We start from the raw sequence: 15,670 nt of genomic DNA on the forward strand, positions 1-15,670 counted from the left end.
GCGCCGCCCTGCAACATCGCGCCGACTCGGCGATGCGGGTCAGCCCTGGCGGGAGGTCCAGATGGCGGAGGCGTCGTCCAGCAGCTGAGCAGCACGCGCATCGAAGGAGTGGGCAGCAGCCACCCGGTCGGAGATCGCTGCCAGCTCGTCCTCCGCGGGCCAGCGTGAGCGCCCCTCGGGCGAGCAGAGGAGCGCGAGCTCCTCGGGCGTGCGGTAGACCTGCACGGCGCCGTCGAGCTCGTCGACCCCCGGCACGTCGTCGCAGATGACCCGCGCGCCGGCCGCGACGGCGTCGAAGAGCCGGTTGGCCAGGAAGCCGTGGGTCGCCATGTCGCCCCAGTGGTCGGCGAGCACCAGCCCGTGGGTGCGGTAGAGGGTCAGCAGCACGTCGTTGGCGACGTACGGCGAGCGCAGGTGACCGTCGGGGAGCACTCCGTCCCAGCCCGGACCGTGCACCTCGACCGGGACCCCGGCGGCCACGGCGTCGAGCACGATCTGGCGCGGGCGGCGGGCGTGGGTGTTGCCGACGAAGAGCGGACGCGAGCCGTCCCCGAGAGGGACCGAGCGGGCGGGTCTCAACGCGGTGTCGGTGGCCTGGAGGAGCGGCTGGACCAGCCGCCCGGTCCGCCGGCTCATCTCAGCGGCCCACGACGCGGACGCGGCGTAGACGAGCTCGAAGTCGAGCAGCTCCTCGGCGGACACGTCGTCGGGGTGGCTGATCACCCAAACCGCGTTGACCTTGCCGGGGATGGGACGGATCGGGTCGAGGCCGCGGATGCCGAGGACCACGTCGTCCATGCGGGTGGCGGCGACGTGGTGGGCGCCGTGGCGGAACAGCACCGGGTCCTGGCCGCGCGCAGCCAGGGACCGCGCCAGCGAGCGGGCGAAGTGCACGTCGCCCCACAGGTCGCCCTTCTCCCCCCCGGGAGCGGCGATCTTGAGACCCCAGCGCAGCGCCGGCGACCCGTCGTCCATCGGCGCAGCGGGAGGCCGCACGATCAGTGGCTTGGGTCGGGGGAGAGGCACGTCCTCGCCACCGATGTGGGCGATCGCGAAGCCGGCCTCGGTCCAGCGCTGACGGTCGGCCAGTGGCAGCCGACCGCGCCAGCGCCCCAGAAGGTGCACGCGGTTCTCCATGACCTGCGTCATCCGGCCAGCGGTCTTGCCCTCGTGGTGCGTGATCCGCGACGCCGTCTCGACGACGAAGTGGCCATCGCGCAGCTCCGCCGCGCGCAGGCACAGGTCGACGTCCTCGGCGCCGTTGACGAAGATCGGATCGAAGCCGCGCAGTTCGGCCACGTCGCTTGCCCGCATCAGCAGCGCCGCCGCGGTGACGGCCCGGAAGTGCGGGTCGGTGATCCTGAGCGCGTCCTCCAGGGGGTGCCCCACCAGGTAGTGGCACGGGATGGCGTGGTCGACCGGGAAGACGGTGCCCGCGGTTTGGATCGTGTCGTCGGGGTAGAGCAGCAGCGGCTGCACGCCGAGCACCCGGTCGTCGGCGAGGTGCCCGACCAGCGGCTCCCACCAGCCCGGGCGCGGCTCGGTGTCGTTGTTGAGGAAGAGCACGTGCTCACCGGTCGAGCGCGCGAAGCCGACGTTGCAGCCGATCGCGAAGTTGAGGTTGCGCGGGAGGCGCACGAGCCTCAGCCGCGAGTCACCGAGCAGCCCGGCGCCCAGCGTCATCGCGATGTCGGAGCCTGAGCCGTTGTCGAGCACGACGACCTCGACGTCGACCCCGGGGGTGTTGCGCAGCACGGTCTCGACCGCGCGCAGCGTCATCGCCGAGTCGTTCCACGTCGGGATCACCACCGACACCCGGCCCGCCACCCGCGAGCCCACCTCGCGCCGCACGCCCTCCCAGTCGACCCAGTGCTGCCCGAGCACGACGTACTGCCAGGCGTCGGACTCGCTCGTGGTGATCCGGTCGGCGACCGCGCGCGAGTCGTCGTAGTCGACCGCGAGGAACGGCAGCAGCTCCAGCTCCACCTCGCGCGCCAGCTTGAGCGCGAAGTCGTGGTCCACCCAGCGCCGCAGCGCGACGTCGAAGCCACCGACCTCCAGCGCCAGCTCCCGCTCGACCACGAGCACGTTGAGGTCGACGTGGTTGACGACCATCAGCGCGTCGCGGGAGCCGCGGAAGGCGCGGTGCACCACCCGCTCGGAGTCCTCGGCATCGCGCAGCGCCATGCCGGCGTAGGCCGCCCGGAGTCCTTGCCCGTGCATGGCACCCACCGCGAGGCGCAGGAAGTCCCGGCGCCAGGTGTTGTCACTGTCCAGGAAGGCGACGTACGGCGAGCGCGCGGCGGCGAGTGCGGTGTTGCGGGCCGCGCAGACCCCGCCCCACTCCTGCTGGACGACGCGGATGCGGGGGTCGCGGGCGGCCCACGCCTCGAGCACGGCGACCGTGTCGTCGGTGGAGCCGTCGTCCACGACGACCAGCTCCCAGCGCTCGAGGGTCTGTTCGGCGAGCGAGGCGAGGGCGACCTCGACGACGCCGGCGCGGTTGCGCACGGGCATCACCACGCTCACCAGTGGGCTCTCGTCGTCCGGGCCGTCGCCGTCCGGGAGCGGCGCGTCCCGCCACCGGGCCCGCCACGCGGCCTCAGCGGCGGTGTCCCAGGTCTCGGTCGTCCTGGGGCCGCGACGCTCCTGTTGCTCGCGGACCAGCCGCGCATGCTCCAGCAACAGGCCACGCGCGACGCCCCAGGTCAGGCCCCGACCACCCGGAAGCTCCGTGTCCGGACCCGCGGTCGAGAGGAAGAGCCCGAGGGTGCCGCCCGGGTGTGCGGACTTCTGCTCCCCGGTGCCGGCGGCCGACGACGCGTCGAAGAGCGGGCTCAGCCGGTCACTGCTCCCGGCGCGCGTCAGGTAGCGCAGCAGGGGCGCGACCGACCCCTCCTCGAGCTTGGCGCGCAGCCACTGGGGGAGCGAGCCGAGGTCGAGCAACGGGTGCGGGGACCAGGCGCCCGCTGCGGCCACGCACGATCGCGCTGCTGCGAGGTCGGAGGTGAAGGTGAGGCCGGTCTGCGCCTCGCAGAACTCCCGGTCCACGATGCCGGCCTCGACCAGGCGCTGGGCCGGTGCGGCCGGTGCGGCCGGTGCGGCCGGTGCCGGGGCAACGACGGCATCGGGTTGCCTCCTGGTGAGCTTCACGCAGTCAGCCTAGGGCCGCGCGACCGCCGCCGAGGCGTCCCCCTCCGGACTGCTTCCCATGCGGGACGCGCCCGATCGGTAACACCGAAGTAACACCGAGCCGGGACTCGTTTCATGTTCGCAACAAAGTGGCGCGAGGGCCGAAACCTCGGGTTGTGAAGGTTCAGGCAATGAGGCGGGGACCTCGCCACGACAACGCAGTCGTGAGCCGGCCACGCCCCCGGACAGTGATTCCCTGGAGGTTCTGTGGACGGCTATTACGCCTTCATGCTGGTGGCGACGGCCCTGGTCCTGATGATGACGGTGCCCGCGCTGGCGCTGTTCTACGGCGGCATGTCTCGCTCTAAGTCAGTGCTCAACATGATGATGATGTCCTACGTCGCCGCAGCGATCGTGGGCATCCTCTACGTCGCCGTCGGTTGGTCGATGGGCTGGAGCGGCGACGGCACGTTCTTCGCCGACCCGACCGCCCTGATCTGGCTCAAGGACGTCCCGACGGACACCTACATCTTCGTGATGTTCCAGATGACCTTCGCCGTCATCACGGTCGCCCTCATCAGCGGCGCGGTGGCAGACCGGATGAAGTTCTCCGCCTGGCTGCTCTTCGTCCCGCTGTGGGCGCTGCTGTGCTACTTCCCGATGGCCCACATGGTCTTCAGCTGCACCGACGACTCGCTCATCTGCGGCCGCATCGGCGCGCAGGACTACGCCGGCGGCACGGCCGTCCACATCAACGCCGGAGTCGCGGCCCTCGTGCTCGTGCTCCTGCTGGGCAAGCGGATGGGCTGGCCCAGGGACCAGATGCGTCCGCACAACCTGACGCTGACCATGCTCGGCGCCGGTCTGCTCTGGTTCGGCTGGTACGGCTTCAACGTCGGCTCGATCGTCTTCACCGGCGACACCGACGAGGCCAACATGGCCCAGTTCTTCTCCGAGACCGGTCGCACCTTCACGACCACCACGATGGCCACGATGGCCGCCATCCTCGGCTGGCTGCTGATCGAGAAGCTCACGCACGGCAAGGCCACCTCGCTCGGCGCCGCCTCCGGCATCGTCGCGGGCCTGGTCGCCATCACCCCGGCCACCGGCGCCGTCGACATCGAGGGCGCGGTCGCGATCGGCTTCATCGCCGGTGCCGTCTGCGCCTGGGCCGTCAGCCTCAAGTACAAGCTCGGCTACGACGACTCGCTCGACGTCGTCGGGGTGCACCTCGTCGGCGGCATCATCGGCACCATCCTGATCGGCGTCTTCTCGACGTCCGACGGTGCGGGTGGCATCGACGGCCTCCTCTACGGCGGTGGCGCGGGCTCCCTGGGCGACCAGGCGCTCGGTGTCCTCGTCGCGGTCGCCTACTCGGGCGTGGTCACCGCGATCATCGCCTTGGCCATCAAGTTCACGCTGGGCCTGCGCATCACCGAGGAGGACGAGGCCGAGGGCATCGACCTCACCGAGCACGGTGAGTCTGCCTACGACCTGCACACCAGCATGAGCGGCGGTGGCGGCAAGACCGGCGTCCTCGCTGCCAGCATGGCTCCCTCGGAAGGACACCAGGCATGAAGCTCGTGACCGCGGTCATCAAGCCGCACAAGTGGGAAGACGTCCGCGAGGCGCTCGAGATCTTCGGGGTGACCGGCATGACGGTCTCCGAGGTGAGCGGCTACGGCCGGCAGAAGGGCCACACCGAGGTCTACCGCGGTGCCGAGTACGACATCGCGCTCGTGCCCAAGATCCGCATCGAGATCGTGGTGGACGACGACGACTCCGCCGACATCGTCGGCATCATCGTCAAGACCGCACAGACCGGCCGCATCGGTGACGGCAAGGTGTGGGTGAGCCCCATCGAGACCGTCATCCGCGTCCGCACCGGCGACAAGGACGAAGCCGCTCTCTGAGCGGTGACCAAGGCAGGGTGGACGACCCGGCTGCCGTGAGACAGCCGGGTCGTTTACATGTCTGAAACAAATCGCTTGGAGGGTGGTTGCCCGTGACCGCTCCCTCTCTCCTCGACCTCGCGCCGCTCGTGGCGGACCCGACCGGGCTCGACTCCGGCGACACGGCCTGGCTGCTCGCGGCCAGCGCCCTGGTCCTGCTCATGGCCCCGGGCCTCGCGCTCTTCTACGGCGGCATGGTCCGCTCCAAGAGCGTGCTGAACATGATGATGATGACGTTCGGCTCGCTGGCCGTCGTCACGATCCTCTGGGTCCTCGTCGGCTACTCCATCGCCTTCGGTGACGACCTCGGGCTCGGCCTCGTGGGCGACCCCACGCAGTACGCCGGGCTCTCGCAGCTGATGTCGGAGGAGAGCAACGGTGACTCGAGCGTCCCGCTGATCCTCTTCGCGGTCTTCCAAGGACTCTTCTGCGTCATCACCGGCGCCCTCGTCTCCGGGGCGATCGCCGATCGCGCCCGCTTCGGCGCCTGGATGGTCTTCGTCGGTGTCTGGACGCTCGTCGTCTACGCACCGATCGCCCACTGGATCTTCGACTTCTCCGCCGGTGACCACGTCGGCGGCTGGATGGCCAACAACCTGGGGGTCATCGACTTCGCGGGTGGCACCGCGGTGGAGATCACCTCCGGCGCCTCGGGGCTGGCCCTGGCCCTGGTGCTCGGTCGCCGCATCGGCTTCGGCAAGGACCCCATGCGCCCGCACAACCTCACCTTGGTCATGCTCGGCGCCGGCCTGCTGTGGTTCGGCTGGTTCGGCTTCAACGCCGGCTCCGCGCTCGGTGCCAACCAGACGGCCGCCGTGGTCTTCACCACCACGCTCCTCGCCGGGGCGGCCGGTGCGTTGGGCTGGCTGGGGGTCGAGCGGCTGCGCGACGGCCACGCGACCTCGCTCGGTGCCGCGTCGGGCCTGGTGTCCGGCCTGGTCGCCATCACGCCTTCCTGTGCATCGGTCTCGCCGGTCGGCGCGATCGTGATGGGGGCGGTGGCCGGTGTCGTCTGCGCCCTGGCCGTCGGCCTGAAGTACCGCTTCGGCTACGACGACTCCCTCGACGTCGTCGGGGTCCACCTGGTCGGCGGCCTGGTCGGCACGTTCGGCATCGGGCTGATCGCCACGGCGGCCGCCCCGACCGGGGTGGACGGCCTGTTCTACGGCGGTGGTCTCGACCAGCTGGGCAGGCAGTTGGTGGGCGGCGGCGCGGTGTTCGTCTACGCCTTCGTGGTCTCGGGCATCATCGGTCTCGTCATCGACAAGGCCATGGGCTTCCGGATCGACGAGGAGCACGAGCTCAACGGCATCGACCTCGTGGTCCACGCCGAGACCGCCTACGACCTGCACGCCACCGCCGGTGCCCGCTCGGGCTCGGGGGTCCTGGGCGGATCCACCGCCACGAGGGAGGAAGAACGATGAAGCTCATCACCGCGGTCATCAAGCCGCACAAGTGGGAGGACGTCCGCGTCGCCCTGGAGTCGGTCGGGGTCACCGGCATGACCGTCAGCGAGGTCAGCGGCTACGGCCGCCAGAAGGGTCACACGGAGGTCTACCGGGGCGCCGAGTACGACATCGCCCTGGTGCCCAAGATCCGGCTCGAGGTCGTCGTGAGCGACGACGACGTCGAGGCGATCGTCGGTGCGATCCAGACCAGCGCCAGCACCGGTCGCATCGGTGACGGCAAGGTGTGGGTCGCGCCCCTCGACTCCGTGCTGCGCGTGCGCACCGGCGACCGGGACGACGCGGCGATCTGACCCGATGACGGCACCCGAACGGGCCGCCCGCACCGCGGAGGCCGACGCGCTGTGCGCCCGGGCCTATGCAGACTGCGGGGGACTCGACGTCGGTGCCGCCCTGGTGGCGGTGGGGGGTTACGGCCGCAGCGAGCTGGCCCCCCACTCCGACCTCGACGTCGTCCTGGTCTCCGACGAGGGCGTCGACCTGGGCGAGCTGGCCCAGAAGATCTGGTACCCGCTCTGGGACTCCGGCTCCAAGATCGACCACTCCGTGCGCACGCTGCCGGAGATGCTCGCCGCCGCGGAGGCCGACCTGAGGGTGGCCTCCGGCCTGCTCGACCTGCGTCACCTCGCGGGGGACCCCAACCTCACCCTGCGACTGCGCACGACGATGCTCGCCAACTGGCGCAAGGGTGCCAAGGAACGGCTCCCGGCCCTGCACCAGATGGTGCGCTCGCGCCACGACCTGATCGGCGAGCTGGCCCACCTGTCGGTGCCCGACCTCAAGGAGTCCGAGGGTGGGCTGCGCGACGCGACGGTCCTGCGCGGCATGGTCGCGACCTGGCTCGTCGACGTGCCCCACGCCGACCTCGAGCGCTGCCGCCTGGCGCTGCTCGACGTGCGCGACGTCGTGCACGGCACGGCGGGGCGGGCGACCGAGCGCATCACACCGGAGATGTGGCCCGACCTCGCGCAGGGCCTCGGGCTCCCGGACGACCGGGCCGCCCAGGTGCACGTGCGCGAGCTCGGCCGCCGTCTCACCCACCTCTCGCGCCTGGCCTGGCGCCGCGTCGACGCCGTGCTCGCGCGACCGGTGGCCGTCGGTGCCCGCCGTCCCGCGCTCGAGCCCGTCGCGGCCGGGGTCGCCCTCTCCTCGGGCGAGATCGTCCTGGACAAGAAGGCGCGACCGGCCGAGGACCCCGTGCTCCTGCTGCGCGCCGCCGTGGCCGCCGCCGAGCGCGACGCCGTGCTGGCCCCGGCCACCGCGGCGCGGCTGGTGCGGGAGTGCTCGCCGCTGCCGGACCCGTGGCCGGCCGAGGCCCGTCAGCTCCTGGTGCGGCTCCTGGCCTCCGGGCGCAGCCTGCTGGGCGTGTGGGAGACCCTCGAGGAGACGGGGGCACTCTCCGGCTTCCTGCCCGAGTGGGAGCGGGTGCGCCTGCTGCCTCACGCCTCGGTCATCCACCGCTTCACCGTCGACCGCCACGTCATCGAGACCGCCATCGAGGCGTCGTCCCTGATCCGGGGCGTGGCCCGTCCCGACGTGCTCATGGTGAGCGCGCTGCTGCACGACATCGGCAAGGGCGGCCTGACCGAGCACAGCGTGGCGGGGGAGCCGATCGCGCGCACCATCGCCACGCGGATGGGCTTCGCCCCCGACTGCGTCGACCTGATCGCGCTGCTGGTGCGCTGGCACCTGCTGCTCGCCGAGACCGCGACCACGCGTGATCCCGACGACCCGGCGACCGTCGAGCTGGTGACCTCGCGGCTCAGGACGGTCGAGGCGGTCTCGCTCCTCGGTGCGCTGACCGAGGCCGATGCCAAGGCCACGTCGCCCAAGGCATGGTCCTCGTGGCGCTCGGGGCTGATCCTCGACCTGGCCCGTCGGGCGCACGCCGGCCTCGACACCGGCTCGGCGCTGCCGGCGATCCAGAGCGACGACGTCCCGATCCCGGGTGACCTGCGTGCGGAGCGCGTCCACATCTCCGTCGAGCCGGGCGACGACGGCTCGCGCGTCACCACGATCGCCGTCGACCGGGTGGGCCTGCTCGCCGACTTCGCCGCGATGTTCGCCCTCCAGCGCACCCCGGTGCGGGCCGCGCGGGTCTGGGCCCAGGGCGACTACGGCGTGTCCGTGTGGGAGGTCGCGGCGGAAGACCTGGAGCCTGCGATCCTGCGCCAGAAGTACGACGCGATCGTCGACGGCCGGCTCGACCCCTCCCACCGGCTGCGGCCCGCGGCGGGCGCCGAGCTCGCGCCCACGGTCGTCGTACGCCCGGAGGCCAGCGACCTTGCCACCGTCCTCGAGGTGCGCACCGCCGACCGACCCGGGGTGGTCTACCTCGTCTGCAGGGCGCTGGCCCGGCTCGACGTCGCGGTCCGCTCGGCGCACCTCGACACCCTGGGGCCTCAGGCGGTGGACGTGTTCTACCTCCAGGAGCCCTCGGCCGGTGTGCTGTCGGAGACGCGGGCGGCCGAGGCGGCGCATGCCGTGCGCGAGGCGCTGACGGGGCCGGCCGTGACCGCGTGAGCGGCGACCCGCGGGCCCGGCGTTAGGCTGGGGCACGCCACCAGACCCATCGATTCGCCTGCCCTAGGACGTCACTTCCGTGTTTGCCACCCTTTCCGACCGGCTCGCCGACACCTTCAAGAACCTCCGCGGCAAGGGCCGGCTCTCCGAAGCCGACATCGACGCGACCGCGCGCGAGATCCGCATCGCCCTGCTCGAGGCCGACGTGGCGCTCCCCGTGGTCAAGGAGTTCGTCGGCGCGGTCAAGGACCGCGCGCGCGGCGAGGAGGTCAGCGGAGCGCTCAACCCGGCCCAGCAGATCATCAAGATCGTCAACGAGGAGCTCGTCACCATCCTCGGCGGCGAGACCCGCCGGCTGCGTTACGCCAAGTCCGGCCCGACCGTCATCATGCTCGCCGGTCTCCAGGGTGCCGGCAAGACGACGCTGGCCGCCAAGCTCGCGCTCTGGCTCAAGGACCAGGGCAAGTCCCCGGTCCTGGTGGCCTGCGACCTCCAGCGCCCCAACGCCGTCAAGCAGCTCCAGGTCAACGGCGAGCGCGTGGGCGTCCCCGTCTTCGCCCCCGAGGCCGGCAACGGCGTCGGCGACCCGGTCTCCGTGGCCCGCGCGTCGATCGAGGAGGCCGGGCGCAAGCTCTACGACGTCGTGATCGTCGACACCGCCGGCCGCCTCGGTGTCGACGCCGAGCTGATGCAGCAGGCCTCCGACATCCGCGACGCGGTCAACCCCGACGAGGTGCTCTTCGTCGTCGACGCGATGATCGGCCAGGACGCTGTCGTGACGGCGCGGGCCTTCCTCGACGGCGTCGGCTACGACGGCGTGGTCCTCACCAAGCTCGACGGTGACGCCCGCGGCGGTGCCGCGCTCTCGATCGCCTCGCTCACCGGACGACCGGTCATGTTCGCCTCCAACGGCGAGAAGCTGACCGACTTCGACCTCTTCCACCCCGACCGCATGGCGTCACGCATCCTCGACATGGGCGACATGATGACCCTGATCGAGCAGGCCGAGAAGACCTTCGACCAGGACCAGGCCATGAAGGCCGCCGCCAAGCTCAGCGGCCAGGGCGGCGAGTTCACCCTCGACGACTTCCTCGAGCAGATGCAGCAGGTCCGCAAGCTCGGCTCGATGTCCAAGATCATGGGGATGCTGCCCGGGATGGGCCAGTTCCGTGAGCAGCTGGAGAACTTCGACGAGCGTGAGATCGACCGGATCCAGGCGATCATCCAGTCGATGACGCCCTCCGAGCGCGCCAACCCCAAGATGATCGACGGCTCGCGCCGCGCCCGCATCGCCAAGGGCTCCGGTCGCATGGTCTCCGACGTCAACCAGCTCGTCGACCGGTTCTTCGAGGCCCGCAAGATGATGATGCAGATGGCGCGTGGCGGCGGGATGCCCGGCATGCCGGGGATGCCGGGGATGCCTGGTGCCGGCAAGCGCGGCAAGCCGAAGGCGGTGGCCAAGAAGGGCAAGGGCGCCAAGAAGTCCGGCAACCCGGCCAAGGCCGCCCAGGAGGCGGCAGCGGCCAAGGAGAAGGCCGACGCTGCCGCGGCCAACCCCTTCGGCACGCCGAAGGAAGACATCGACTACGAGGCGGCCGCCGCCAACCTCGACCTGCCGAAGGACTTCTCCAAGTTCCTCAAGTGAGACGCCCAGCCGCGCGTCAGCGCAGCGAGCGCACGGCGTGGGGGCGACCCGGTGACGGACCCGCCGGCGCCGGGGACCGGCGTACGGCCTGAGACGAGAGGCAACCTGATGGGCACGGTCCTCGTCGTCGACGGCGCCAACGTGGTGGGCGCCCGCCCCGACGGCTGGTGGAAGGACCGTGCCGGCGCGGCGACCCGGCTGCACCTCCAGCTGATGGTGGCCGACGTGCCCCAGGATCGCGTGGTGCTGGTGCTGGAGGGCGCGGCCAAGGGCGGCGTACGCCCCGGCAAGGACGCCCATGTGCGCACCGTGCACGCCAAGGGCAACGGCGACGACACGATCGTGGCCGAGGCCAAGGCAGCCTCCGAGACCGGGGACCGGGTCTTCGTCGTGACGGCCGACCGGATCCTGATGGGCCGTGTCGAGCGCTACGGCGCGCTGATCATGAGCCCGACGTGGTTGCTCGGCCACCTCGAGTAGCCCGACGGCGCGGCTCAGGTAGCCGCGACGCGCACGATGGCCAGCGACACCGCGCCCACGATCTCGGCCCGGTCACCCAGGCTCCCCGCGGCGACACGGACCGCGGCGGCCGTCTCCGGCTGCGCGTAGCGGTCGAGGGCCTCCCGGATGCCCAGCGCCACCGACGGGGACGCCCCCAGCGAGCCACCGAGCAGCACCATCTCCGGGTTGAGGCTGTTGCAGAGGTCGGCCAACGCCCGCCCGATGGTCCGCCCGGCGTCGCCGAGGACCCGTCGTACGCCGGGGTCGCCGTCGGCGTCGAGGCCGAGCACCCGTGCCATGTCGAGCGGCTCGTCGTGGGCCGGCTGGAGCACCTGCACCAGGCGGGACGCAGAGACCAGCGTCTCGAGGCAGCCACGGTTGCCGCAGCGGCAGACCGGTCCGTCCTCGCCGACCTGGACGTGCCCGAGCTCGCCGGCGATGCCGGTGGCACCGCGGTGCAGCCGCCCGCCCAGCACGATCCCGGCGCCCAGGCCGCTCGCCACCTTGACGTAGACCAGATCCGCCACGCCTTGGGCGGCGCCCCGCCCGACCTCGGCGAGCGCACCCAGGTTGGCGTCGTTGTCGACGAACACCGGAAGTCCGAGACGGCGGTGCAGCTCCTCGCCAGGGCAGAGCCCCTGCCACCCGGGCAGTATGCCGGTCCGGATCTGTGCCGAGGCGCGGTGCAGCGGTGCGGGCACGCACATGCCGACCGCCAGCGCGTCATCGCGGCCCAGGCCGGCGCGGGTCAGGGCCGCGCGGACCATGGACGCCGCCCGGTCCAGGGTGTGGGCGCCGTGGGAGTCGACGTCGACTGCCGCGGTCTCCTCGGCCAGCACGTCACCGGTGCGATCGGCCACCGCGACGCGGACGTGGTGGTGCCCGACGTCGACCCCGACCACGCTGCCGCCGGGCGTGGCGAGGGCGACCAGCAGGGGCGGGCGTCCGCTGCCGCCCTTGTGCGGTCGGCCCCGGTCGGTGGTCTCGATGACCTGACCTGACGCGATCAGCTCGGTGACCAGGCTCGAGACCGTGGTGCGCGACAGTCCGGTGGCGCGGGTCAGGTCCGCCCGACTCAAGGGGCCGCCGGCGAGCAGCCCCGTGACCGCCCGGCGGTGGGCGCCGCGCAGGCGTTCCAAGGCTCCGGGGCTGGGCGCGGACATGAGGCGAATCCTAGGCAATTCATCCGGAAAGTGCACTAAAAAGACCCTGTTCTTGGATCTTTTGGCATTGACGCGGCGAATTAGCGCTTCCTACGTTGACGGAGCGCCTCGGCGCGCCCCATCGGTCTCCGGCCGTCGGGCTCTCGTTCTCGGGCTAGGGGAAACCATGTCACTGCTGCACCCACGATGGCGGCCCACCGCCGCCCTCGGCGCCGTCGCCGTCGCCGCACTCACCGTCTCGTTGCTGTCTCCGATCACCGCCGGAGCGCAGGTCGCTCCGGCGGGCGCCGCTGCGTCCGTGCGGACCGCGCCGGGCGCGCTGCCCTACCAGGACGCGCACCTGCCGACGCCTCGTCGCGTGGCCGACCTGCTCGATCGCATGACGCTGGCAGAGAAGGTCGGCCAGATGACCCAGGCCGAGCGCGCCGACGTGGCCGCCGACCCGACCCTCATCGCCACCTACGGCCTGGGCAGCGTGCTGTCCGGCGGCGGCTCGGTCCCGGCCCAGAACACCCCGGAGGCCTGGGCCGACACCGTCGACTCCTTCCAGGAGGCGGCGCTCTCGACCCGGCTGTCCATCCCGCTCCTCTACGGCGTCGACTCGGTGCACGGCCACGGCAACCTCCAGGGCGCCACCGTGTTCCCGCACAACATCGGCCTGGGTGCGACCCGCGACCCCGGGCTGCTGGAGCGGATCGGGCACATCACGGCGATCGAGACTCGAGCCTCAGGGCCGCAGTGGACGTTCGCGCCGTGCATCTGCGTGGCCCGCGACGACCGGTGGGGCAGGACCTACGAGTCCTTCGGCGAGGACCCGCGCCTCGCCACGCGGCTGGAGACGGTCATCGACGGGCTCCAGGGCCGGCCGGGGCAGCTCGACCGACGCGACCGCGTGCTCGCCACGGCCAAGCACTACGCCGGCGACGGCCTGACCGCCTGGGACACCGGCGAGGGCGACTACACCCTCGACCAGGGCATCGACCGGGTGTCCCGTGCGGAGTTCCGCAAGCTGGCGCTCTCGCCGTACCCCGCCGCGATCAGCAAGCACTACGTCGGCTCGGTGATGCCGTCCTTCTCATCGGTCGACTGGACCGATGACGGGATCGGCAACCCGATCAAGATGCATGCCAACAAGGAGCTGTTGACCGGCGTGCTCAAGGGCGACCTCGGCTTCGACGGGCTCGTCGTCTCCGACTGGCTGGCGATCCATCAGCTGCCCGGCGACTATGCGCAGCAGGTGGCCACCTCGGTCAACGCCGGTGTCGACCTGTTCATGGAGCCGGCCAGCTACCAGGAGTTCGTGACCACCCTGACCTCGGCCGTCGAGGGTGGTCAGGTCCCGATGAGCCGGATCGACGACGCGGTCTCGCGGATCCTGACGGTCAAGTTCGACCTCGGCCTCTTCGAGAAGCCGCTGACAGACCGGACCAACATCGAGACGATCGGGAGCCCTGCACACCGCCGCGTCGCTCGTGAGGCGGTTGCCAAGTCGCAGGTGCTGCTGCGCAACCAGCACGACACGCTGCCCATGAGCCCCCGCCAGCCGATCTACGTCGCCGGCAGCAATGCCGACAACATGGGCAACCAGACCGGTGGTTGGACGCTCACCTGGCAGGGCGGTTCGACGAACGTGGTGCCCGGCCAGACGATCCTCGAGGGCCTCCGCGACGCAACCCGCGCCCCGGTGCGGTTCAGCGAGACCGCCAGCACCCCGGTCCCGCCCGGTGCAGCAGGGGTCGTGGTCGTCGGCGAGACGCCGTACGCCGAGGGATTCGGCGACGTGGGTGGCCCGCGCTGGGCCTACGACCCGGGCGACAACAACGTCCCGCGTCCCGCTCAGACGATGCAGCTCTCCGACGCCGACATCCAGGCGGTGCGTGAGGTGTGTGCCCAGGCAGCCACCTGCACGGTGCTCGTGGTCTCGGGCCGGCCGATGATCATCCCGCCCGAGCTGCTCCGGAAGACCGACGCGCTGGTGGCCTCGTGGCTGCCGGGTGCCGAGGGGGGTGGGGTCGCCGACGTGCTGCTGGGACGTGAGCCTTTCTCCGGGCGTCTGCCCGTCACCTGGCCGCGCTCGGTCGCCCAGGAGCCGATCAACGTCGGCGACGCCGACTACGACCCGCTGTTCGCCTACGGCTGGGGTCTGCGCACCCGCTGACGGGTCCGCAGCACGTCGTGGCCCCGGACGTCGGTAACGTCCGGGGCATGACGGTCAACAGGTTCCGAGGTCCGGTGCTCCCCGACGGGGAGGCCCGTGACCTCTTCGTGGTGGACGGCCACGTCACCTACGAGCCGGTCCCCGGCGCCGAGACGATCGCCGAGGGCTGGATCGTCCCCGGGCTCGTCGACGCCCACTGCCACCTCGGTCTCGACGACCACGGCCCGGTCGACGACCAGGCGACGGAGGAGCAGGCGATCCTCGACCGCGACGCCGGAGCGCTGCTGATCCGCGACTGCGGCTCCGCGGCCGAGACTGCGTGGATCCACGAGCGTGAGGACCTGCCGCGCCTGGTCCGCGCCGGTCGCCACATCGCCCGCACGCGTCGCTACATCCGAAACTACGCGCACGAGGTGGAGCCGGAGGACCTCACCGCGCAGGTCGTGCGGGAGGCGCAGCGCGGCGACGGCTGGGTCAAGCTCGTGGGGGACTGGATCTCCCGTGAGGAGGGCGACCTGGCTCCCTCGTTCCCGGCTGCGGCGTTCGCCGAGGCGATCGCGGCAGCCCACGAGCACGGCGCGAAGGTGACCGCGCACTGCTTCGGCCGCGACGTCCTCCCGGGCCTGCTCGAGGCCGGCATCGACTGCATCGAGCACGGCACCGGGCTTTCCAGCGACCTGGTGGAGATGATGGCGGCCCGCGGGGTCGCGCTGGTGCCGACCGTGATGCAGCTGGAGAAGTTCCCGGACTACGCCGAGGCGGGCGCCGAGAAGTTCCCCGACTACGCCGCCACGATGGCGGACCTCTTCGCGCGCCGCCGCGACACGGTCATGGCCGCCTACGAGGCCGGCGTGAGCCTGTACGCCGGGTCCGACGGTGGTGGGGTCGCTCGCCACGGCAATCTGGCCGGAGAGGTCATCGCGATGGCCGAGCTGGGCCTGCCGGCGTCGTACGCGCTGGGCGCGGCGTCGTGGCGGGGTCGCGAGTGGCTGGGCTTCGACAACCTCACCGAGGGCGCCTCGGCCGACTTCGTGGTCTACGACCGAGACCCGCTCAGCGACCTCACCGCGCTCCTCGAGCCACGGTGCGTGGTGCTCCGAGGTCGGGTCGTGGCCTAGCGGCCGGTGGCG

Annotated in this window: 11 protein-coding genes; 9 read left to right on the forward strand and 2 right to left on the reverse strand. The window is 71.7% G+C overall.

Going from position 1 to position 15,670, the window contains the following annotated elements; genetic code table 11:
• Positions 1-39: 39 nt before the first annotated feature.
• Positions 40-3,153 carry a glycosyltransferase gene (locus BM204_RS03315; protein ID WP_091110376.1) on the reverse strand — a complete coding sequence of 1,038 codons (3,114 nt, stop codon included), beginning with the start codon at positions 3,151-3,153 and terminating at the stop codon, positions 40-42.
• A 246-nt stretch (positions 3,154-3,399) separates the two neighbouring features.
• Here BM204_RS03315 and BM204_RS03320 point away from each other — a divergent pair, with 246 nt between their 5' ends.
• From BM204_RS03320 to BM204_RS03350, 7 genes are all read left to right on the forward strand, one after another.
• Positions 3,400-4,710 (forward strand): ammonium transporter, encoded by a 1,311-nt coding sequence (locus BM204_RS03320; protein WP_218031129.1) that lies wholly within the window; start codon positions 3,400-3,402, stop codon positions 4,708-4,710.
• Positions 4,707-5,045 carry a P-II family nitrogen regulator gene (locus BM204_RS03325; RefSeq protein WP_091110378.1) on the forward strand — a complete coding sequence of 113 codons (339 nt, stop codon included), beginning with the start codon at positions 4,707-4,709 and terminating at the stop codon, positions 5,043-5,045. Before BM204_RS03320 ends, BM204_RS03325 begins: the two co-directional genes overlap by 4 nt.
• A 92-nt stretch (positions 5,046-5,137) precedes the next feature.
• Positions 5,138-6,508 (forward strand): ammonium transporter, encoded by a 1,371-nt coding sequence (locus BM204_RS03330; protein ID WP_246165837.1) that lies wholly within the window; start codon positions 5,138-5,140, stop codon positions 6,506-6,508.
• Positions 6,505-6,843 (forward strand): P-II family nitrogen regulator, encoded by a 339-nt coding sequence (locus tag BM204_RS03335; protein ID WP_091110379.1) that lies wholly within the window; start codon positions 6,505-6,507, stop codon positions 6,841-6,843. The genes BM204_RS03330 and BM204_RS03335 overlap by 4 nt, the downstream gene beginning before the upstream one ends.
• A 4-nt stretch (positions 6,844-6,847) precedes the next feature.
• Positions 6,848-9,073, forward strand: a complete 2,226-nt coding sequence (locus tag BM204_RS03340) for a [protein-PII] uridylyltransferase (protein ID WP_091110381.1) — start codon at positions 6,848-6,850, stop codon at positions 9,071-9,073.
• 79 nt (positions 9,074-9,152) lie between these two features.
• Complete coding sequence (ffh, locus tag BM204_RS03345; RefSeq protein ID WP_091110382.1) at positions 9,153-10,718, forward strand: signal recognition particle protein; 1,566 nt, start codon at positions 9,153-9,155, stop codon at positions 10,716-10,718.
• A 108-nt stretch (positions 10,719-10,826) separates the two neighbouring features.
• Positions 10,827-11,198 (forward strand): NYN domain-containing protein, encoded by a 372-nt coding sequence (locus tag BM204_RS03350; RefSeq protein ID WP_091110384.1) that lies wholly within the window; start codon positions 10,827-10,829, stop codon positions 11,196-11,198.
• 14 nt (positions 11,199-11,212) lie between these two features.
• Here the strand turns inward: BM204_RS03350 and BM204_RS03355 are convergent, their stop codons facing one another.
• Positions 11,213-12,382, reverse strand: coding sequence for an ROK family transcriptional regulator (locus BM204_RS03355; RefSeq protein ID WP_091110386.1), 1,170 nt, complete (start codon positions 12,380-12,382; stop codon positions 11,213-11,215).
• 166 nt (positions 12,383-12,548) lie between these two features.
• On the opposite strand from BM204_RS03355, the gene BM204_RS03360 reads away from it, so the two are divergent.
• Together BM204_RS03360 and BM204_RS03365 are read left to right on the forward strand one after the other, a co-directional pair.
• A complete protein-coding gene (locus BM204_RS03360) occupies positions 12,549-14,540 on the forward strand; it encodes a glycoside hydrolase family 3 protein (protein ID WP_218031130.1) in 1,992 nt (663 codons plus the stop codon).
• A 47-nt stretch (positions 14,541-14,587) separates the two neighbouring features.
• The gene (locus BM204_RS03365; RefSeq protein ID WP_091110387.1) at positions 14,588-15,658 is read left to right on the forward strand and encodes an amidohydrolase family protein; all 1,071 of its coding nucleotides are present in this window, start codon (positions 14,588-14,590) and stop codon (positions 15,656-15,658) included.
• Positions 15,659-15,670 lie beyond the last annotated feature (12 nt).

The organism is Nocardioides psychrotolerans, assembly GCF_900113685.1.
GTDB lineage: Bacteria > Actinomycetota > Actinomycetes > Propionibacteriales > Nocardioidaceae > Nocardioides > Nocardioides psychrotolerans.

Excerpts from the sequence above, each read along its gene's own strand:
- BM204_RS03365 (WP_091110387.1), top strand. The coding sequence starts at position 14,588 with ATGACGGTCAACAGGTTCCGAGGTCCGGTGCTCCCCGACGGGGAGGCC.
- BM204_RS03340 (WP_091110381.1), top strand. The coding sequence starts at position 6,848 with ATGACGGCACCCGAACGGGCCGCCCGCACCGCGGAGGCCGACGCGCTG.
- BM204_RS03335 (WP_091110379.1), top strand. The coding sequence starts at position 6,505 with ATGAAGCTCATCACCGCGGTCATCAAGCCGCACAAGTGGGAGGACGTC.
- BM204_RS03355 (WP_091110386.1), bottom strand. The coding sequence starts at position 12,382 with ATGTCCGCGCCCAGCCCCGGAGCCTTGGAACGCCTGCGCGGCGCCCAC.
- BM204_RS03350 (WP_091110384.1), top strand. The coding sequence starts at position 10,827 with ATGGGCACGGTCCTCGTCGTCGACGGCGCCAACGTGGTGGGCGCCCGC.
- BM204_RS03325 (WP_091110378.1), top strand. The coding sequence starts at position 4,707 with ATGAAGCTCGTGACCGCGGTCATCAAGCCGCACAAGTGGGAAGACGTC.
- BM204_RS03360 (WP_218031130.1), top strand. The coding sequence starts at position 12,549 with ATGTCACTGCTGCACCCACGATGGCGGCCCACCGCCGCCCTCGGCGCC.